Below are 22033 nucleotides of genomic sequence, written 5' to 3'. Positions count from 1 at the left end.
AAATGGAGGTGTTGAAATTAAATAATGAAAAACTATTTGATATTAAGTTTTTGATAGAAAATTTTGATATACCCGTCTTTGAGAAAAATATTGAATTATATAAAAAAAATAATGTTAAACCACAGCTTGTATGTATATTAACTTCAGATGATCCGGGAAGTATTTCTTATGCTAAAGGAATAAAAAATATATGTAGAAAATATGAAATAAATTTTATACTTGATAAAAGTTCCAATGAAAATGAATTAGAAAAGAAAATAATTTATTATAATAATGATGAAAAAACCCATGGGATTATTATTATGTATCCTACTCTTTATGCAAGGAAAGATACTTATTTTATGAACCTTGTATCCCCAGAAAAAGATGTCGAGGGGTTAAATTATCAATATATGGGATATTTAGTGCAACATGAATTTTATAGCGATAAGGAAAATTTGAGAAAATTAATCATTCCACCAACAGCAAAAGGAATATTATATGTTTTAAAAAGAAATTATATGGTATATGAAGGATATTATAATAAAAATGGGAAATATCCTGATGGTTTGAAATATAACCCTTTTAAACTCGAAGGTAAGAAAGTTGTAGTAATAAATGATTCTCTTGCTGTTGGACGATCTTTAGCATTAATGATGTTAAATGAAAATGCAAGTGTTAGGGTATGTCAAAAATATACAGATTTTGATGATATTTTAAAATTCGTTTCTATTTCAGATATTATTATTTCAGCAGTTCCATCAAAACAATTTAGAATTCCTACTAAATATATTCCAAAAAATTCCATTGTATTTGATATTGCATTTGAAGGTAATTTTGAGTATCCTGAAATTTTTGATAAAATATATAAAATTTCTCCAAAATGGAATTTAGTAGAGAAAGGTAATAGAATAAATGATATGACGTTGCACAGATTAATATCCAATCTATTTTATTTAATAAATAGAAATTTACCAAATACAGATTTAATAGAATTAAAAGAATTCGAAGATAATATATTGTTTAGAGAGGAATGGAATAAAAATGAAAAATAAATTAATATTATTATTTTTAATAATATCCTTAAACATATTTGGAATAGACTTTTCTATTCGATTTGATGAAAATATAAATAATGTAAAAACATATCAAGGTTTTACATTTAAAATTAATCACAATTATGAAGGATTTAATTTTTTAGGAGAACTAAACGCATATAATGATGGGAAATATAAACCTTCGCATGGCGAAACCTATTATAATGGATTTTATTTTTACATGAAAAATGGGGGAATTTCTATAGATTTTGATAATTATAAATTAAAATTTGGAAGATTACAACATTATGATATTGTTGATTCTCCATATTCATTATACATATCATCAAAAGGATTATCTTCAATTATAATGGATTTTAATTATGAAGATGAAGTATTTTTTTATGAAACAAGATATATTGAATTAAATAGACAGTCTCAATTGGATTATCCTGATAGAGGAGCTAATTTCAAAACATATGGCTTAAAATTTGGAAACTTTAGATTTGCATATGAAGAATCAGCAGTTTATGTAAATACAGCATTTGATATAGAATATTTTCTAAATTTAATACCAAACTTTTTTGTACAATATGTAAATATATCATCTGGAAAGCCATGGTATCATGGATATAATGCCAATTCAATAATGGGTTTTATGCTTGATTACAAAGATAAAAACCAATATTATTATGGTCAAATATTAGTTGATGATTTAAATACAAATAGGATATTAGCTCCTGATGCGTATCAAAATCCTGACAAAATAGCCTGGAGTTTTGGCGGAAACATAAAAACGAAATATGGTAATGTTGGATTATACAGTGCTGGAGCTACAAAATACACATTTCAGCCATCTGGAGATGGCATTAATAGATATTATGGTTACACATATTATCCTGCTGTAAGTTATCAATATGATGGAGAAAAACCAATACTACCAGAAGAAAATTATATAGGGTATTATAACGGAGAAAATAACCTTGCATTTATGTTGACTTATATAAACAATTTAAAAAATATAAATATTAATAGTTCAATAGAATATGCTATTTCTGGAAGCAAATCACCTGCAAATCCATGGGGAGAATATGCAACATGGACAGAAGGAGGTCAAGGTACACATTTTTTAGATGATGAAATTTTAGAAAATAAATATGATTTTAAAGTAAATATTGACTATACTGTTTTTGGCTTAAAAATATATAATGGAATTAATTTAAGATATACAAAAAATAAATTGAAACTTGTTGATACTGAAGAAAGTGATAATTATGATATGAAATTATTTAAACCGTCAAATAAAGATGAATTTTATTATAATTTAAATATTGGTGTGGAATATGTTTTTTAAATTATATTATGGATTCAAAAATTACATAAAATAAAATATGGCCGTGATTGGCCATATTTTATTCTTTATTTAATTTTGCAAAATATAATAATTCCGCTTCAATAAATGGATCAAGTTCTCCATCTAAGACAGCATCAGCATTAGAAGTTTCATGATTTGTTCTATGATCTTTCACCATTTTGTATGGATATAAGACATATGATCTTATTTGATTTCCCCAAGATATATCCTTCATATCTCCCATTAGTTTTAATTTTTCTTCCATTTTCTTTTTCATTTCAAGTTCAAATAATCTGGCTTTTAAAATTTGCATAGCAGTTGCTTTGTTTTGATGTTGTGATCTTTCGTTTTGACAAGCTACTACAATACCAGTAGGTAGGTGGGTAATTCTAACAGCAGAATCTGTTTTGTTAACATGTTGTCCTCCTGCACCACCAGCTCTATAAGTATCTATTTTTAAATCATCTGGTCTTATTTCTATATCGATATCTTCATCAATTTCAGGAGTTACAGAAACAGAAGCAAAAGAAGTATGTCTCCTATTAGCTGCATCAAAAGGTGAAACTCTTACTAGTCTATGTACTCCAGATTCATATTTTAATTTTCCATAAGCAAATGATCCATTTATTTTTATAGTAACACTTTTTATACCAGCCTCATCGCCAGGTAAATAATCTATAATTTCTATTTTATAATTATTTTTTTCAGCCCATCTGGAATACATTCTTAATAACATATCAGCCCAGTCGTGTGATTCTGTTCCGCCAGCTCCAGGATGAATAGTTAAAAATACGTTATTTGAATCATATTTGCCAGATAATAACATAGCTAGTTCAAAGTCTTTAACTTTTTTTTCTATTTCTTTTAAAATTTCAAGTGCTTGTTCATCCATGGTGGGATCTTCTTCTGAAAATTCTATAGCTACTTCAAGATCATCAAAAAGTTGTTGAAGATTGTTAAATTCCTCTCTTTCTGTTTTTAGATGCTGCAATTCACGCGAAATCTTTTCGGCTCTCTTTTGATCATTCCAAAAATCTGGATTTGTCATAAAGCCTTCTAATTCATTAATTCTTTTAGTTGTTTTTTCTATATCAAAAAGATTTTTTAAATTATTAAATTTTTCATGTAATTCATCAATTTTTACTTTTATCTCATAATCTAGCATTTTTTCACCTCTTTATCTTGATTCTTTTATGTGTTTTTTTCTTTTCTTTTCTTTTTTCTGCACGATTAATAACACTACCGTCACTATGAACAAAATTTAATTGATGAATCTTTTTCTTTGTCTCTTCTTCTTCTTTTGAGGTGTCTATTTTTATTATTCTCAATAAGTAAGAAACTGTATCATCATATATATTGTTTATTAATTCTTCAAATAATACATAGGATTCTTTTTTGAATTCCATAGCAGGATCTTTTTGACCATAAGCTCTTAAACTTACAGCTTCTTTTAAATGTTCAATAGCTTCGAGATGTTTTCTCCATCTTTCATCTATGATTTTTAACATTAAAAATTTAGCTATTTTACCAAATTCATCTCCGAATTCTTCTTTTTTAGTATTATATTTATCCCATAATATTTTAAATACTTTATCTTTGCATTCTTCAATATTATCGTATTCTATTTTTTCCACAATTCCAAAAGCAAGTAATTTTTTGGATAATTCTTTTTTATCTATGGTTTCTTCTTCTTCATTTAAGGAAGATTCTATAATCCTATCCACAACATCTTCAAATATTTCTTTTAAATGCTCATCGTAATTATTTTGACTTAAAATCCAATCCCTGTGTGAATAAATAGAGGATCTTTGATAGTCCATTATTGAATCAAGTTCAAATAATCTTTTTCTTATAGAAAAGTGAATTCCTTCAACACGTTTTTGCGCATCTCTAATTATTTTACTTAACAATCCATGTTCTATAGGTTGTCCATCTTCTATTTTTAAAGTATTCATTATATTTTTTAATTTATCTCCACCAAAAAGCCTTAAAAGATCATCTTCAAATGAAAGGAAGAATCTAGATTCTCCAGGGTCTCCCTGTCTTCCTGAACGCCCTACTAGCTGATTATCTATTCTTCTACTTTCATGCCTTTCGGTACCTATAACATAAAGACCGCCTAGTTCTATAACTCCTTCTCCAAGCTTAATATCAGTTCCTCTACCAGCCATGTTTGTGGCTATTGTTATCATACCTTTTTGACCTGCTTGAGAAACTATTTCAGCTTCTTTTTCATGATATTTAGCATTTAATACATTATGGGGTATACCTTCTTTTTTTAACATATGACTTAATAATTCACTTGTTTCAATAGAGGTAGTACCAACCAACATAGGTTGTCCTTTTTTATATCTTTCTTTTATTTCTTTTACAACAGCATTCCATTTCTCATTTTGTGTTTTAAAAATCAAATCATTTTTATCTTTTCTAATAACAGGTTTATTTGTTGGAATTACAACAACTTCACAATTATATATTTGTTTGAATTCATCTTCTTCAGTTTTAGCAGTACCTGTCATTCCAGCTAATTTTTCATACATTCTAAAATAATTTTGGAATGTTATTGTAGCATAGGTTAAAGATTCTTCCTTTACTTTAACTCCTTCTTTAGCTTCAATAGCTTGATGTAAACCTTCAGAATAACGTCTTCCATGCATTAACCTTCCAGTAAATTCATCAACTATTATAATTTCGCCATTTTGAATAATATAATCTTTATCTTTTTTAAAGTAATATAATGCTTTTAATGCATTTAATGTATGAAATAAGTAGTGTATATTTTTGGGGTCATATAAATTTTCTATACCCAGTATTTTTTCTAATCTTGAAATTCCATCGTCTGTGAGAATTACAGCTTTACTTTTTTCATCCAGTGTGAAATCTTCATCTTTTCTTAATTTTCTAGCTATTGAAGCAAACTTCGTGTATAAATGTGAAGGTGTATCTGATGGACCAGAAATAATTAATGGAGTTCTTGCTTCATCAATAAGGATACTATCAGCTTCGTCGACTATAGCAAAATGGTGACCTCTTTGAACCTTATCACTTAGATCATATACAAGATTGTCTCTTAAATAATCGAATCCAAATTCATTAGCAGTTCCGTATGTAACATCACATTGATAAGCTCTTTTCCTTTCTTCATTGTCCATTCCAGATTGAATAAATCCAACAGACAATCCTAAAAATTCGTATACTGGCCCCATCCATTGAGCATCCCTTTTTGCTAGATAATCATTATGTGTTGCAAGATGAACACCTTTTCCACTTAAAGCGTTAAGATAAACAGGTAATGTGGCGACTAAAGTCTTACCTTCACCAGTTTTCATTTCAGCGATATTTCCTTCATGTAGAGCGATTCCTCCCATTAGTTGAACATCAAAATGACGCATTTTTAAAACTCTTTTTGATGTTTCTCTTACAACAGCAAAGGCTTCAATTAATAAATCATTTAATGATTCCCCATTTCCGAGTCTTTTTTTAAACTCTAATGTTTTGTTTTTTAATTCTTCATCAGTTAATTTTTCTATAACAGGTTCTAATTCATTTATTTTATCAACTATCTTTTTATACCTGTTCAATATTCTTTTATTTTTATCAAAAATTTTTGATAAAATACTCATAGAAACACCTACCTTAATATTATTTTCTCAATAAATTTATTATTTTCAGATGCATTTATAATTAATAATTCTCCTGGAACAGAATCTCCTATATATTCTTCAAAGAAAGAGTTTATATTAGAATACCAAATATATAATATATTTTTAGGTAAATCATTTGAATTAAAGATTTTTAAATTAGAGAATTTTTTTGAATTTACTATTAGATATTTCATTAAGTTTGGAGATATTGATGAAATAACCATTTGATTTTTATTAACATATAAATAAAGAGGAGTTCCAATATTATTATAGAAAATTGAATAATAAAAATAATTCCCTAAAGTTCTTTTTTCTGTTCCCCAAGTTTTAGCTTTTTTTTCTAAAAAGTCGAGATTAACAGATCCGGGTATTATAACAGAGATTCCATCACCTTTTCTGGAAAAGTATTCACTAAAATATATGTTGTTATTAAAATCAATTGATTTTAATATGAGTTCCAGAGCTTTTTGTGAATATTCATCTTTAGGAGAAAAAACTCTTTCAATGACATTATATAATTCTGAGAAGGAATTTATATTTAAATAAATTAAAGAATCTCCAAAAATTTTATAATTACTATCGAATTTAGAAAAAGATATTAATTTTAAAGAACTTTGAATATTGAATACAAATTCTTTATTTAAGTAATTCCCCTTAATAATGCCAGAGGTATTATCCGAATATTTTGACATCTGATTTATTTGAATAGGTTCAAGTAAATAGTTTAATTTTTGATTTTTAAAGGATATGAAAATATTATCATGTATAGTGGACTTTAATGAATTAAAGTCATCCAAAAGTTTGAACATTTTTTCAAGTGATATATCTTCTCTATAAAAAATTATATGACCACCAATAGAATAAAAATTCAAGTTTAAGTTTTTAATATAGTATTCTCTATTATTATTATTATATTCTACATCATAACTAAAAAGATTCTTTATCAGATTAATTAATTTTTCTTGATTTCTGTAATCAGTAATAATATAACCATCAAATTTTTTTAAAAAACGTATTACATCTTGAACAGGATTTATCCAAAAAAAATCTTGAATATTAAATAAGTTATTTGAAATAAAAAGAAAATTTGAAGAAAGAAAATTTTGAGCTTCTTTTATTTCATCATCATTTAAATTTTTTGCTAAATATTCATATAATGACTCCTGTCCGGCACCTTCTTTAGAGTATAAATACCTGAAAAAAGGAATATTTGAATACAAATTTATGTATAGTTTTTGTGGATTGTTTATAAGTATATAAAAATCATAATTATCTAAAATATTAAATGAAAATATAGATACATTTATTAATAATAAAATAAAAAAAGCGAATTTTTTCATTGAATCACCTCAATTCATTTGATATAATTATATCAAAAAAAGATTTTTAATATATTTAATGTTTATAAAAATAGTTAATATTGGGGGAATTATATGTTATTGCCATATGAAGATTATATTATTAATACTGATTTTAGCAAAGGATTATTATTTATTTTTGAAAATATAAGCAATAAGAATGAATCAATATATATGGATATATCTATATCAGAAAAACCATCAGAGGTTCCAAAAAACATATATAGATTATTGAAATTAAGTAAAAAAACTCATTTATTAAAATTAGGGAAAATAAATTTTGTTAATAAATCTTTTGAACAAAAAGTGTTATTAAGACATAAAGATAAAATGTTAATACTAAATTATTCGTTATTAAAAAGAACTGAAAGAAGTTTAATTAAATATATAATTAAAAAAATTAATACTGAGACTTCAAATGAAATATTAGATTTAATGTTAAAAGGGAGTAATTTGGCTTATATATTTTTAGATTCTAAAAGATTTTTAGAAGAAGCATCAAAAAATACTACCGATATAAATAAGCTAATATATATTTTTTTAACAATTATTACAATAGAAACAGGAGGATCTTTTAATAGGGCTATATTTTTTCATAAAAATGGTGTGAAATATGAGATATTAAGAGCTTTTGGATTTAAAAATACAAATGAAGCATATGCAGTTTGGACGATGATGGGGAAAGAAAATTATGATTTTGAATATATGATAGATATTTATACAAAAAAAGATTTTTTTTCTTCTTTAGAGGAAGAGATAAAAGGATATGAAATAACTGAAGAAGAAATAAAAAATATCAATGATATTTTAAATAAGGGAAAAACAACATTGCTATCGGAATCACGTTTTCCTAGAAAGTTGAAAGAATTTTTAGATATAAAAGGTGAATGTGCAATTTGTACGTTAAAAAATGAAGGAAAAATATTTGGTTTTATAATAGCTGATAATAGATATACTTTAAATCCAATTACAAGTGATCAATTATATGCTTTAGAATACTTTTCAAAATTGGTTTCGGTATTTTGGGAGAATAAATTATATATTGAATCACTAAAAATAAATGCCGAAAAGGATTTCTTAACAGGATTATTTAATAGAATGAGTTTGGAAAAGTATATAGAGTATTTGCAATTATCAGAAGTTACTAATATAGGTATAGTGTATATAGATATGGACAATTTTAAAAAAATTAATGATAACTATGGGCATCAAGAAGGGGATAGAATTTTAAAAATATTTTCAAATATTCTTTTAAAAAATATTAGAGCGGATGATAAAGCTTTTAGAATAGGGGGAGATGAATTTTTAATAATATTAAACAAAGTAACGGAAAAAGATTTAATTAAATTAATGAAAAGAATCAGTATGTTATATAAAGAAAATACTGGTTATTCGTTTTCAGCAGGAGGAGTAATTTGTAATAACGCATCAGAAATAAATAAATATATAAAAAGAGCCGATGATTTGTTATACAAAGCAAAAAAAGAGTCTAAAGGAAAAATAAAAATGTAAACTCCCAAACGGGAATTTACAAATTATTTTTAATTAAAATATCAATTAATTCTTCAAAAGAAAAGCCATATGCATAAGCTGATTGGGGAAGGTCACTTAATTCAGTTAATCCAGGTACAGTATTTGCTTCAAGAATATAATAATCATTTCCTTTTATTATTGCGTCTATCCTTGCAAAATCTTTTAACCCAATATTTAAATATATCTGTTTAAAATCTTTTTTTATTTTTTTTTCAATTTTTTTATTTATTCTTGCAGGGATTTCGAAATCTGTCATTCCTTCAGTATATTTTGCTTCAAAATCATAAAATTCTTTTTTAGGCTTTATTTCGAGAATAGGAAGTACAATTGGTACTTTATTTTTTTCTATTATACTAACAGAAATTTCTTTTCCTTTTATATATTCTTGTATTATCATTTCATTATATATATTTAATTCTTCATTTAAATATTTGTTGTATTCTTCAAAATTGTGACAAATATGTATTCCTAGACTTGATCCACTTTTTCTCGGTTTAATTATAAGTGGAAAATCAAAAGGAGGATTTATATATTTTTTAGTAGCAATATATTTAGGAATAGAAAAATCTTTTTCAATATTTTGCATAAAAACTAATTTGTCAAACGTATTTTGAGAAACTAAAGAATTTGAGCCTATATATTTAACATTTAATTTTTCTAATATTTTTTGTAAGGTTCCATCTTCTCCCTCAAAACCATGAACAACATTAAAAACTAAATGTATATTTTTATACTCATCTAAAAATTTATCAAAATCATATTTTAAATCATATTTAAAAACAGTATAGCCTAATTTTATTAATGCCATTTCAACATTATTGGCGCTTAAAATAGAAATATCTCTTTCATTTGAATTTCCACCATAGATTAATGCTATATTATAATTCATTCAACTCACTCTCTTTAAAGTATTCTTTTTCTTCAGGACAATAAAGCATTTCTTCTTTATTTTTCTTTTTATAAAATAATGGTCCGTTACATGAAGGGCATCTATAATCTGAAGGCTCATCCCAAAACATTTCTTCACATTCAGAACATTTGAAATATATTTTACCTTTTTTGCTTTTAAGTTTGTGAACAGTATTTCCGCATTTTGGACATTTTCCTCTTGCCGGAAGTGGGGCAGTATATTTGCACTCTGGATAATTTGAACATGCTATAAACTTTCCAAATCTACCGCTTTTTATAATTAAATCTCCGCCACACTTTGGACATTTTCCTCCTGTTTTTTCTTCTTTGCCTTTTTCTATGATAATATTTTCTTCATTAAGATGAACATTATTGCCAAGTGTAACTCCTAAAACTCCTTTTGGAAGACTTTTGTTTTCACCGCATTTTGGACATTTTAGAAATAAACCATACTTTCCAAATTGTAATTCCATTTCTATTTTACATTTAGTACATTTAATGTTGGACTTATAATAGAAATCAAGAGCTTTTTCTTTCATTTTTTGTTCTGTATCAGTTAAGAATTTTTGAAAATCAGTGTAGAACTCTTTTAAAACATCTTTCCAAGCTATTTCACCTGATTCAACTTTATCAAGACTTTCTTCCATTTTGGCGGTGAATTTAACATCAACTATTTCAGGGAAATTCTTTTCTAACAAATCGGAGACTATAAAGCCTACAAGTGTAGGTATTAAATTGCTTTTTTGTTTAATTACATATTTTCTATTTAATAAAGTAGTAATTATTGATGCATATGTGGAAGGCCTTCCTATTCCTTTTCCTTCCATTTCTTTAACAAGAGATGCTTCAGTATATCTTGCAGGAGGTTTTGTTTCATCTTTTTCTGCGATTATTTCTACGTCTTTTAATTTCCCTTTTTCAGGTAATTCATATTCTTTTTCGTTTGTAGAAGAAGACCAAAATTTTTCAAATCCATCAAATTTTCTTTTTCTACCTACAGCTTCAAATGTATATTTTTTTGAATTATCAACTATAGAATAAGTTTTTTCTGAATATATAGATGCTGAAGATTGGGATGCGATAAATCTGTTCCATATTAATGTATATAATTTTAATAAATCTCCAGAAATAAGTTTTTTTGCATTCTTAGGATCAATAGAAATATCTGTTGGCCTTATTGCTTCGTGGGCATCTTGGATTTTTTTCTTGCTTTTCTTAACTTTAAAAGAACCCATATATTCTTTGCCATAATTCTCCTTTAGGTATTCAAGAGCTTTTTTTTGTGCTTCATCTGATATTCTTGTTGAGTCTGTTCGCATATAGGTTATAAAAGCAATAGGACCTTCTGAAGTATCAACGCCTTCGTATAATTTTTGTGCAATTTGCATGGTTTTTTTAGAGGACCATCCAAATTTTGATATTGCGCTTTGCTGTAAAGTACTTGTGATAAATGGTTGAGGAGGAGTTCTTTTTACGTCTTTTTCTTGTATATTTTCTATAGAAAATGTAGCCTTTTCTAAAGTTTGAAGAATTTCATTTTTCTTTTTTTCGTTTATACTTTCTTTTTTAAATTTTTTTCCATTAATTTTTGCTAAAGGAATTTGTTGTTCCATATATTTTAGAGAAATTTTATAATATTCTTTTGGTTTAAATATAAAAATTGATCTTTCTCTATCAACTAATAGTTTTAATGCAGCAGATTGTACTCTACCAGCACTAGTATTATAATCTTTTAATATTCTCCACAGTATAGGGCTTATTTTATAACCCACAATTCTGTCAAGAATTCTTCTTGCTAATTGAGCTCCTACCTTTTTATTATCAATTTTTTTAGGGGATTTGATTGCATCCAAAATTGTATTTTTGGTAATTTCAGAAAATACAATTCTATTTTCATCATTTTCATCTAGACCAAGCAAATAACTTAAATGCCAAGCTATAGCTTCTCCTTCTCTATCCATATCAGGAGCTAAAAAAACTTTTTTACCTTTAGTGATTTTTTTTAATTCTGATACTACTTTTTCTTTTCCTGGCATTAATTCAAATTCTGGTTCGAAATCTTTTTCTATATCAACACCAAATTTTTTTTGAGGTAAATCTCTAATATGACCTTTAGAAGCAACTACTTTGTAATCAGAACCCAAATATTTTTCAATTGTTTTGGCTTTAGCTGGTGATTCAACTATCACAACATTTTTAATTTTTTTAGGCATTATTAATCCTCCGTTTTTCTTATTTTTAATTTTCTTCCAAGATTTTTATTATAGTCAGTCCAATGAGTATTATTAGAATCTTCAATATGGCTTTTTACCTGTTCAACCTTTGAACTTAAATTATCAGCAAAGTGAAGAATAAAAGCTTCTATAGTTTTAGGTAAAATAGGACTTCCCCATTCCAATTCACCATGATGTGACGCTATCAAATGTAATATTTCATCTAATAAAGCTTTTGGAAAATTTTGCACTTTTTTTGAATATTCAATTACCATATGAATACCTAAAGCAATATGTCCAATTAGTTCTCCTTCATCAGTTTTTTCAATACCAGAAGGTGTAATTTCATATTCTCTAATTTTTCCAATATCATGTAGCAAAGCTCCAGCAATAAGCAAGTCTTTATTTACTAAATTTTTATAATTATTCGAAATTGAATCACATAACCTTGCAACGTCAATTGTATGTTCCAACAATCCATGTTTATATGCATGGTGAACATTAATGGCTGCAGGAGAATAAGAAAAGTCATTAAAAAATTTTTTATCTTTAATAAAAATATAAGTTAATAAGTTTTTTATTTGAATATTTTTAATATTATTTATGATAGAATAAAGCTCTTCTTTTAGTTGTTGAGCGTTTTTTAATGATGTTTTTATGAATTTTTCAGGATTAATTTCTTCATCTTTTAATATATGAATATTGTAATTTTTTTCAAGATTTAACTGTAACCGATTATCAAAAACCACTATTTTCCCTTTCACGCGTATAATATCGCCAATATTTATTTTTTCAGAATTTTCTTTCGCATTAAACCAATCAATCGCTCTTAATGTTCCTGTCTTATCGCCTATTGTAAAAAGTAAAAAGTCTTTACCATCTTTTGTAGCTTGTAATCTCTTACTCAAAACCTTTCCTTCAACTTCTTTAAAATCATTTGGTTTTAATTCTGATATGTAAGTTTCATCATTTGATATTAATTCATTTGGCAATTGTCCTTTTTCTTTTAAAAGTTCTCCCAAATTCATACTATTATCTTTCATTTTATTCCTCCTCAATATAAACACGAGGTACTCTTTTTGTTATTTTTGACGTTATATCATAATTAATAGTTCCTGCTAAATTTGCTAATTCCTCAGCATATAAAAAACTACCATTTTGAGAACCAATTAAAACAACTTCTTCGCCCAAATTTACATTTGAAAGTTTTGTTGTTTCAACTACAAATTGATCCATACAAACTCTTCCTACTATATTACATTTTTCCCCATTTATTAAAACATATCCTTTATTGGATAATTGTCTGAAATATCCATCTGCATATCCAACAGGAATTGTAGCAATGGGAATATTTTTGCTTGCAAAATAAGTTCGTCCATAGCTCACACTTTCACTTTTCTTTAATATACCAACTCTTGCAACAATGCTTTTCCAGGATAATACAGGCTTTAACTCTTTTTCTATTTTAACATCCGAAGGTTGCAACCCATATGTTGCAATTCCGGGTCTAACATAATCAAGTGCGTATTCAGGGAAATATAAAGATGCAGCAGAATTGCATATATGTTTTACAGGAATAGCGACATTTGATTTTTCCATATAATTAATAGCAGATATAAACTTATTATATTGTTCTTTAACAAAATCATCAAGATTATCAGCTGTAGAAAAATGCGAATATGCCCCTTGAATATTTATATTATACTCTTTTATTAAATCAATAACCTTATCAAGTTCTTCAAAGTTAATTCCCATTCTATTCATTCCAGTATTTATATTAATATGGAATTTTATTTTGATTATTTTTTTACCAAAATAATCAATTAATTCTTTCAATTGATTTAGAGATCCTATAGTATATATATAACCATCAATATTTTCTTCTATACTTTTTGGAGTAGCGTAATTAAAAACAAGAGTTTCCAAATTAATTCCATTTTTTCTAATTTCAATACCTTCTCCTAAAAATGCAACAGCAATTAAATTTAAACCGTAATCATATACAGCTTTTGCTAGCGGTATTGCACCATGACCATATCCATCAGCTTTTAAAACTGGAATAACCTGTGTTTTTGCTCTTTCTTGTATTAATTGTATATTATGTATATAGTTTTTTATATTTATTTCTACAAATGTTTTTCTATCAAACATATTGCACCTCCAGTTTAAATTAAGCTATATAATAATAAAGTATAAATATTAAAAAAAAGTTACAATATAGAATTTGGTTGACTTAATATTAGAAAAAATATACAATATATATGAGCATTTGTTCATATATAGGAGGTGAGTTATGCAAGATTATCTAAAAATTGATGAAACTAATCAAGAATTAATAAATGAAGCTGTAGAAATTTATAAAGTTTTTGCAGATGAAACAAGATTGAAGATTTTATTAGCATTACTAAAGAAAGAACTTTGTGTTTCAACAATAGTAAATATAGCTGGTATTTCACAATCTGCAGTCTCTCATCAATTACGTCTTTTAAAACAAATGAATATTGTAAAATATCGAAAACAAGGGAAAAATGTGTTTTATTCGCTAAAAGATAAACATATAGAAGAAATTATAAATATGGTTTTCGAACATTTAAAAGAGAAAGGAGATAATTATGGCACATGAACATCACCATACACATAATCATGGTAATAATTTAACAGATAAAAAATTATTATTTTCTATAATTTTTAACTTAATTATTACATTATCAGAAATACTAGGTGGAATATTTTCCAATAGTTTAGCATTAATATCAGACTCTTTACATAATTTAAATGATACAATGGCCATATTATTAAGCTATATTGCTAGAAAAATTTCAAAAAAACCTAGAGATGAAAAAAGGACATATGGTTATAAACGAGTAGAAATATTAGCAGCATTTACAAATACATTATTTCTATTTGTAGTTGCGATTTTTTTAATTGTAGAAAGCATTAAAAAATTTTATAACCCAGAAATAATCAATGGAAAACTAATGTTAATAATTTCAATTATTGGGCTCATTGGAAATCTAATAACCGCGGTATTATTATATAAGGACTCAAAAGAAAATTTAAATATAAAAGCAACATTTGTTCATATAGCAAGTGATACATTATCTTCAATTATGATTATTATAGGTGCAATATTTATATATAATTATAATTGGTATATTTTAGATCCAATATTTACTATGTTAATAAGTACCTATATTCTTTTCGAAGGATATTATATATTAAAAGAAAGTGTGAATATTTTAATTCAAGGTACTCCAGAAAAAATGAAATTAGATAAAATAAAAAATGAACTCGAAAAATTAAATTATGTTAATAATGTACATCATATACATATATGGACTACTGATGGACAAGATAAATATCTTGAGTGTCACATTTCCTTAAAAGATGAGGAAGAGTATAATCTAGATAAATATTTAAAGGAATTAAATCAAATTTTGAGTGAAAAATTTGAAATAAATCACACAACTATCCAATTTGAAAAAAAACTATGTGAGGAGGGAAAACATGAGAACTGAACTATGGGATTGGAAATATCAAAAATTAGGAGAAAAGGTAGTGGAAGCATTAAAAAGAAAAAAACATGACGCTTATTTAGTAAATAAAAAAGAGGATGTAGTTCCACTATTAAATGAAATAATGGAGGATGGGTCAGTAGTTGCAGTAGGTGGAAGTTTAACCTTGAGTGAATGTGGGGTTTTGGAATTTCTTAGAAGCGGTAAATTTAATTTTTTAGATAGATATAATACAAGATCCAAAGAAGATTTGGAAAGAATATACTTTGAAATGTTTAGATCAGATTATTTTTTATGTAGCGCAAATGCAATAACAGAAGATGGAAAAATTGTTCAGCTTGATGGAAATGGGACACGAGTAGCACCTATGATTTTTGGACCAAGAAATGTAATAATTATAGCTGGTATGAATAAAATTGTTCCAGATTTAGATAGCGCAAATAAAAGAATTGAATATATCTCACCAATGAATTCTAAAAGATTAAAGTTTGATACACCTTGTACATACACAGGAAAATGTGATGATTGCTTATCCTCTGAAAGAATTTGTGTTCATAGAGTAATCGTTGAAACTGGTGTAAGACATCCAGGGAGATTTAAAATAATTTTAGTGAAAGAAGATTTGGGATTATGAGTAATTTAATTTTCGGAATAATAATGCTTATATTTGTAATCATCCTATATATACAATTGAAAGTAAAAAAAGGAAATAAAGAATTAAAAAAAGCGATAAAAAAAGGAAATAAAAATCTCATTCAAAATTCGATAAGAATTTTCTCTATATTTTTAATTATAGGCATTTTACAAAATTTTCTTTCTCCAGAAAAAGTAGGTGATTTCCTATTAAAATTTTCCGGGTTAAAAGGTATTATAACTGGTTTATTTACAGGTGCTATAATGATGGGGCCTCCTGCATCTGGATATCCAATAGCTCAATATTTATTTCAAAATAATGCTAGTGTCTCACTCGTATCTTCTTTTTTGCTATCATGGGTAATGTTAGGAATAATATTTATAACGTATGAATTACAAAATTTCGGAAAAAAATTTACTATAATAAGAAATATGTTTTCTGTAGTATCAATAATAATTATAGCCTATTTAATGGAGTTGATACTATGAAAAGTTTTATAAAAAATTATAAAATAGAAATTATCATATTTTTTATAGCTATAATTTTAATGATATTTAATCCTAATAAAGCATTTTTAGGTTTAAAATATGCAATTAAAACATTTATTAATTTATTTCCTATAATAATGAGTGTTGCATATTTAACAGGATACATATCAGAAATTGTTCCCAAAAAAACTATTGTTAAAATTGTAGGAAAAGAAAGTGGGCTAAAAGGGAAATTTTTAGGGGGGATATTTGGTACTTTAATGGTGGGGCCAGCATATGCTTTTTATTCATTTTTTGCTGAATTAATAAATAATGGGGCAAATATTGGGGTAATAGCAGTAACAATTGCCGCGTGGTCTATTAAAATACAATGGTTACCTTTTGCGCTTTCTATATTAAATATAAAATTCGTATTACTCTTAAATCTTTTTATTATAATCTATGCATTTATGAGTGGATACATAATGGAATTGTTTTTTACAGATAAAAAGAAATAAAGGCTATAATGATTTTTACATAAATATTTATTAACTTATAAGTAATGAAAATTAAATATTTTAAGATTATAATTATTTCGCATGCGAATATTTCGTATGCGAAATAATTGTTTTTTGGGGTGAAATTATGAAAGTTGTTGCTATTAACTCGAGTATGAGAAAAGGAAGAACTTATGATCTATTGTCAAATATTATAAGAGAACTACCTTTCGAAGTTGAAATTATTAACTTAAAAGATTACAAAATCAATTATTGTTTAGGATGTGAAGTATGTATAAAAAAAGATTATTGTGTAATTAATGATGATGTCGAAAAACTAAAAGAAAATGTTAAAAAAGCAAAATTACAAGGTGGTGATAAGGTTGAACAAAGCATTTGAAATAATAATTTTGTTTAAAGAGATTAGAGAGTCATTCAAAAAATCTATGACAACTTTTTTTGATACAAAAGATATTACATCTTCCCAATGGATTATTTTAGGTGAATTATTAAAAAATGGAAAAATGACAATGAGCGAGTTGAGCAAGAAGGTTGGATTATCTAACAGCACTGTTTCTGGTATAGTAGATAGATTAGAAAAGCATGAATATGTTAAAAGAATTAGGGATAAAAAAGATAGAAGAAAAATATATGTAGAAATAACAGATAAGTTCAATGATATTATAAAAAGAAAACATCAATTAATAGAAAAGAAAATAGAGGAAAAATTAAATACTGTATCTGAAAAAGAATTAGAGTCTGTATTAAATGGATTAAAAATTTTAAAAAAGATTTTCGAGGAGGAATGAGTTATGTTAAAGTTGATGAAATATTTAAAACCATATACATTGTTTTTAATATTAGCTATAGCATTTTTATATATTCAAGCTAGAGTAGATTTAGCATTACCAGATTATATGTCAAATATTGTTAATGTAGGAATTCAACAAAATGGAATAGAAGATACTATACCAAAAGCGATAAGAGATTCACAAATGAAAAATTTATTTATTTTTATGTCAAACGATGAAAAAACTTTGATACTTGAGAATTTTAAATATATAAAATCTTCAGATGAAAATTTTAAAGATTATATGAAACTATATCCTAACTTAAAAAATGAGAAAGGATTATATGTATTTGAAGGTACTGAAAATAACAAGTTAGAAGAAATTTTTGCAAAATCATTTTTAGCAGTATCTGGTATTGAAAAAGGTGAAACTGAAGGATTAAATATAAATACGAAAAGCAAAATTAATATATTTAAATTATTAAATTTTATTCCATTAGATCAAAGAATTAATTTTGCTAATAATTTATATGAAAAGATTAAAATAACTGGCGATGAAATGGTAAGGCAATCATTAATATTGTCTGTTAAAAATGAATATGAAAAACTTGGAGTAGATTTATATAAACAACAAAGAAATTATATATTAAAATCTGGTTCGATAATGTTATTAATAACATTATTAGGTGCTTTAATGGCAATAGTAGTTGGATTTTTTGCATCTAAAACAGCAGCAGGACTAGCTAAAGATTTGAGAGAAAAGGTGTTTACAAAGGTTGAAAACTTTGCTGGAGAAGAATTTGATAAATTTTCTACTGCATCATTAATCACAAGAACTACTAATGATATTACACAAATTCAAAATGTTATGGTTATATTAATAAGGATAATGTTTTATGCACCAATTTTAAGTGTTGGAGCCATATTTAAAGCATTAGATAAAAGTCCTTCATTGAGTTGGATAATTGCATTAGCTGTTGCTGTATTAATAAGTATTATTGGAACAATTTTTTATTTTGCTCTTCCAAAGTTTAAACTTTTTCAAAAATTAGTAGATAAATTGAATTTAGTTTCTAGGGAAAATTTAACAGGTATGATGGTTATTAGAGCATTTAATACCCAAAATAAAGAAAAAGAAAGATTTGATAGTGTAAATACAGAAATAACAAAAACGCAAGTATTTATAGGAAGATTAATGTCGTTTTTAATGCCTGTAATGATGTTTGTAATGAATTCCGTAATGTTATTAATTATATGGTTCGGTGCAAAGCAGGTTGATAGTTTTAGTATTCAAGTTGGGGATATGATGGCATTTATGCAATATTCAATCCAAGTTATATTCTCTTTCTTAATGATGACAATGATATTTATCTTTTTACCAAGAGCTTCTGTTTCAGCGAATCGTGTTGCAGAAGTACTGGATACTAAACCTTCTATAATTGACCCTGAAAATCCAAAATCTTTTGATGAAAATATCAAAGGTGAAATAGAATTTAAAAATGTTTACTTTAAATATCCTGGTGCAGAAGATTATGCTCTGAAAAATATTTCTTTTAAGGCATTGCCTGGTCAAGTAACAGCAATTATAGGATCTACGGGTTCTGGAAAGTCTTCATTGGTAAATTTAATACCTAGATTATATGATGTTACTGAAGGCCAAGTATTAATTGATGGTATCGATGTGAGAGAATTAACTCAAAATGAATTAAGAAAATATATTGGTTATGTACCTCAAAAAGCTACTTTGTTTAGTGGAACAATAGAAACTAATATTAAATATGGAAATAAAAACTTATCAGATAATGAAATGGAAAGAGTTGCAGATGTAGCTGAAGCTTTAGAATTCATAAATAGATTTCCTGAAAGGTTTAAACATGAAGTATCTCAAGGTGGTTCAAATTTATCTGGAGGACAAAAACAAAGATTATCTATTGCTAGAGCATTAGCAAAAAAACCGAAAATATATGTTTTTGATGATAGCTTTTCTGCTTTGGACTTTAAAACAGATTTAAATGTTAGAAAAAAGTTAAGAGAATATACTAAAAATAGTACATTTATAATTGTTGCTCAAAGAATTGCTACTATTATGAATGCTGAACAAATAATTGTTTTAGATGAAGGTGAAATTGTTGGTATTGGTACACACAATGAATTATTGAAATCATGTCCTGTGTATAGAGAAATAGCTTACTCACAACTATCAGAGGAGGAATTAGCATGAGTGATAATAAAAGCCGCAGAGGTGGCCCAAGAGGTCCCATGATGGCAGCTATGCCTGTACAAAAAGCAAAAGATTTTAAAGGTACAATGAAAAGATTAATACAATATTTATCTCCATATAAAATAGTTTTAATTATTGCAATTATATTTGCTATGGCTAGCGCTGCTTTATCAATTGTAGGACCAAAAATATTGGGTAAAGTTACTACAAAAATATTTGAAGGTATTATTGGAAAAATCATGGGAAGTACAACAGGAATTGATTTTATATATATTTCAAATATAATGATTATACTTTTAGGTATTTTTATAGCTAGTGCAATATTTGGATATATACAGGGATGGTTAATGACAGGAATTTCTGCGAAGGTAACATACAATTTAAGGAAACAAATAATGGATAAAATACATAAGATGCCATTAAAATATTTTGATGGTACTAATCATGGTGAAATATTATCACGAATTACAAACGATATTGATACTATAAGTAATACATTAAACCAAAGTTTATCTCAAATGATCACCTCTTTAACAACAGTATTAGGTGTTCTGGTAATGATGTTAACTATTAGCTGGCAAATGACTCTTGTTAGCTTGATTATATTACCAATATCGGGATTTTTAATGATGTTTATAATTAAACATTCACAAAAATATTTTAAAAAGAGGCAAGAGTACCTTGGACACGTTAATGGACATGTAGAAGAAATGTATGGAGGCCATGTTATTGTAAAATCTTTTAATGGTGAAGAAAAAAGTATTAAAAAATTTAAAAATATGAATAAAGAATTATATGATTCTGAATGGAAATCACAATTTTTATCCAGTATAATGATGCCATTAATGAATTTCGTTGGAAATTTAGGTTATGTTGTTGTTGCTGTAATGGGAGGGTGGTTCGCTGCTAAAAGAATTATAGAAGTTGGTGATATTCAAGCATTTATTCAATATGTAAGATCTTTTACGCAACCTATCGCACAATTGGCAAATATATCAAATGTATTTCAGCAAACAGCTGCAGCAGCAGAAAGAGTATTTGAATTCTTAGATAATGAGGAAGAAGTAGATGATCCAAAAGTAAAAATTGATATAGATAATGTAAAAGGAAAAGTGGAGTTTAAAAATGTAAAATTTGGTTATAATCCAGATAAAATCGTAATCAAAAACTTTTCAGAATATATCAAACCAGGACAAACCGTAGCTATCGTTGGCCCAACTGGTGCAGGGAAAACCACTTTAGTTAAATTATTAATGAGATTTTACGATGTAAACGATGGTGCTATTTTAATTGATGATGTAAATATAAAAGATTATTCAAGAAAAGAGTTGAGATCTATTTTTGGTATGGTATTACAAGATACATGGTTATTTAGCGGAACAATAATGGATAATATTAGATATGGAAGATTGGATGCATCTGAAGAAGAAATAATAGAAGCAGCAAAAATGGCACATGTAGATAGTTTTGTTCATGCTTTGCCAGATGGATATAATATGTTAATTAATGAAGAAATGAATAATTTATCTCAAGGAGAAAAGCAATTAATAACTATAGCAAGAGCTTTTTTGGCTAACCCTAAAATACTTATATTAGATGAAGCTACAAGCTCAGTTGATACTAGGACAGAATTTAAAGTTCAACAAGCTATGGAAAGATTAATGAAAGGAAGGACTAGTTTTGTAATTGCTCATAGATTATCAACTATAAAAAATGCTGATTTAATAATTGTTATGAATGAAGGAGATGTTGTTGAGCAAGGAACACATGAAGAATTACTAAAGAAAAAAGGATTTTATGCAGATTTATATAATTCTCAATTTGAACTTGCAGAAGAAATATAAGGAATTTATAATGCCCCGAAAGGGGCATTAATTTTATA

Annotated in this window: 19 protein-coding genes; 12 read left to right on the top strand and 7 right to left on the bottom strand. The window is 26.4% G+C overall.

The window, feature by feature from the left end; all coding sequences use genetic code 11:
• Window positions 1-2: 2 nt before the first annotated feature.
• Both ACYQ44_RS01700 and ACYQ44_RS01695 read left to right on the top strand, forming a co-directional pair.
• On the top strand, window positions 3-1034 hold the full coding sequence (locus ACYQ44_RS01700) for a tetrahydrofolate dehydrogenase/cyclohydrolase catalytic domain-containing protein (RefSeq protein ID WP_459994746.1): 1032 nt from the start codon (window positions 3-5) through the stop codon (window positions 1032-1034).
• A complete protein-coding gene (locus tag ACYQ44_RS01695; RefSeq protein ID WP_459994745.1) occupies window positions 1024-2370 on the top strand; it encodes a hypothetical protein in 1347 nt (448 codons plus the stop codon). The genes ACYQ44_RS01700 and ACYQ44_RS01695 overlap by 11 nt, the downstream gene beginning before the upstream one ends.
• A gap of 58 nt (window positions 2371-2428) precedes the next feature.
• On the opposite strand, the gene prfB is transcribed toward ACYQ44_RS01695, so the two are convergent.
• Genes prfB through ACYQ44_RS01680 form a run of 3 tightly spaced genes read right to left on the bottom strand, consistent with a single transcriptional unit; the run spans window position 2429 to window position 7354 of the window.
• Window positions 2429-3535: a peptide chain release factor 2 gene (prfB, locus tag ACYQ44_RS01690; RefSeq protein ID WP_459994744.1), complete on the bottom strand. Its 1107-nt coding sequence runs from the start codon at window positions 3533-3535 to the stop codon at window positions 2429-2431.
• 4 nt (window positions 3536-3539) lie between these two features.
• The gene (gene secA / locus ACYQ44_RS01685; protein ID WP_459994743.1) at window positions 3540-5993 is read right to left on the bottom strand and encodes a preprotein translocase subunit SecA; all 2454 of its coding nucleotides are present in this window, start codon (window positions 5991-5993) and stop codon (window positions 3540-3542) included.
• 8 nt (window positions 5994-6001) lie between these two features.
• Window positions 6002-7354, bottom strand: coding sequence for a hypothetical protein (locus tag ACYQ44_RS01680; protein ID WP_459994742.1), 1353 nt, complete (start codon window positions 7352-7354; stop codon window positions 6002-6004).
• A gap of 93 nt (window positions 7355-7447) precedes the next feature.
• Here ACYQ44_RS01680 and ACYQ44_RS01675 point away from each other — a divergent pair, with 93 nt between their 5' ends.
• Window positions 7448-8884: a GGDEF domain-containing protein gene (locus ACYQ44_RS01675; RefSeq protein WP_459994741.1), complete on the top strand. Its 1437-nt coding sequence runs from the start codon at window positions 7448-7450 to the stop codon at window positions 8882-8884.
• Window positions 8885-8900: 16 nt separating this feature from the next.
• On the opposite strand, the gene ACYQ44_RS01670 is transcribed toward ACYQ44_RS01675, so the two are convergent.
• The 4 genes from ACYQ44_RS01670 to alr are packed head-to-tail and all read right to left on the bottom strand — an operon-like array spanning window position 8901 to window position 14178.
• Window positions 8901-9794 carry a D-alanine--D-alanine ligase gene (locus tag ACYQ44_RS01670; RefSeq protein ID WP_459994740.1) on the bottom strand — a complete coding sequence of 298 codons (894 nt, stop codon included), beginning with the start codon at window positions 9792-9794 and terminating at the stop codon, window positions 8901-8903.
• A complete protein-coding gene (topA, locus tag ACYQ44_RS01665; RefSeq protein ID WP_459994739.1) occupies window positions 9784-12027 on the bottom strand; it encodes a type I DNA topoisomerase in 2244 nt (747 codons plus the stop codon). The genes ACYQ44_RS01670 and topA overlap by 11 nt, the downstream gene beginning before the upstream one ends.
• Window positions 12028-12029: 2 nt before the next feature.
• Entirely contained in the window at window positions 12030-13070 is a 1041-nt protein-coding gene (locus ACYQ44_RS01660) for a 3'-5' exoribonuclease YhaM family protein (RefSeq protein ID WP_459994738.1), read from the bottom strand.
• Window position 13071: 1 nt separating this feature from the next.
• Entirely contained in the window at window positions 13072-14178 is a 1107-nt protein-coding gene (gene alr / locus ACYQ44_RS01655) for an alanine racemase (protein WP_459994737.1), read from the bottom strand.
• 142 nt (window positions 14179-14320) lie between these two features.
• Here alr and ACYQ44_RS01650 point away from each other — a divergent pair, with 142 nt between their 5' ends.
• The 9 genes from ACYQ44_RS01650 to ACYQ44_RS01610 all read left to right on the top strand — a co-directional run bounded on the left by ACYQ44_RS01650 (window position 14321) and on the right by ACYQ44_RS01610 (window position 21995).
• Window positions 14321-14650: an ArsR/SmtB family transcription factor gene (locus ACYQ44_RS01650; protein WP_459994736.1), complete on the top strand. Its 330-nt coding sequence runs from the start codon at window positions 14321-14323 to the stop codon at window positions 14648-14650.
• A complete protein-coding gene (locus tag ACYQ44_RS01645) occupies window positions 14640-15545 on the top strand; it encodes a cation diffusion facilitator family transporter (protein WP_459994735.1) in 906 nt (301 codons plus the stop codon). The genes ACYQ44_RS01650 and ACYQ44_RS01645 overlap by 11 nt, the downstream gene beginning before the upstream one ends.
• Window positions 15535-16176 carry a lactate utilization protein gene (locus tag ACYQ44_RS01640; RefSeq protein WP_459994734.1) on the top strand — a complete coding sequence of 214 codons (642 nt, stop codon included), beginning with the start codon at window positions 15535-15537 and terminating at the stop codon, window positions 16174-16176. The genes ACYQ44_RS01645 and ACYQ44_RS01640 overlap by 11 nt, the downstream gene beginning before the upstream one ends.
• Window positions 16173-16664, top strand: a complete 492-nt coding sequence (locus ACYQ44_RS01635) for a hypothetical protein (protein ID WP_459994733.1) — start codon at window positions 16173-16175, stop codon at window positions 16662-16664. Before ACYQ44_RS01640 ends, ACYQ44_RS01635 begins: the two co-directional genes overlap by 4 nt.
• Complete coding sequence (locus ACYQ44_RS01630; protein ID WP_459994732.1) at window positions 16661-17161, top strand: hypothetical protein; 501 nt, start codon at window positions 16661-16663, stop codon at window positions 17159-17161. Before ACYQ44_RS01635 ends, ACYQ44_RS01630 begins: the two co-directional genes overlap by 4 nt.
• 127 nt (window positions 17162-17288) lie before the next feature.
• On the top strand, window positions 17289-17540 hold the full coding sequence (locus ACYQ44_RS01625) for an NAD(P)H-dependent oxidoreductase (RefSeq protein ID WP_459994731.1): 252 nt from the start codon (window positions 17289-17291) through the stop codon (window positions 17538-17540).
• Complete coding sequence (locus tag ACYQ44_RS01620) at window positions 17524-17949, top strand: MarR family winged helix-turn-helix transcriptional regulator (RefSeq protein WP_459994730.1); 426 nt, start codon at window positions 17524-17526, stop codon at window positions 17947-17949. Before ACYQ44_RS01625 ends, ACYQ44_RS01620 begins: the two co-directional genes overlap by 17 nt.
• Before the next feature lie 3 nt (window positions 17950-17952).
• Window positions 17953-20151, top strand: coding sequence for an ABC transporter ATP-binding protein (locus ACYQ44_RS01615; protein ID WP_459994729.1), 2199 nt, complete (start codon window positions 17953-17955; stop codon window positions 20149-20151).
• Complete coding sequence (locus tag ACYQ44_RS01610; protein ID WP_459994728.1) at window positions 20148-21995, top strand: ABC transporter ATP-binding protein; 1848 nt, start codon at window positions 20148-20150, stop codon at window positions 21993-21995. The genes ACYQ44_RS01615 and ACYQ44_RS01610 overlap by 4 nt, the downstream gene beginning before the upstream one ends.
• The last annotated feature ends 38 nt before the right edge of the window (window positions 21996-22033 follow it).

It is taken from the genome of Marinitoga arctica, assembly GCF_054657315.1.
The sequence above is the reverse complement of the archived record's forward strand: the minus strand, read 5'-3'. Positions and strand labels throughout refer to the sequence as shown.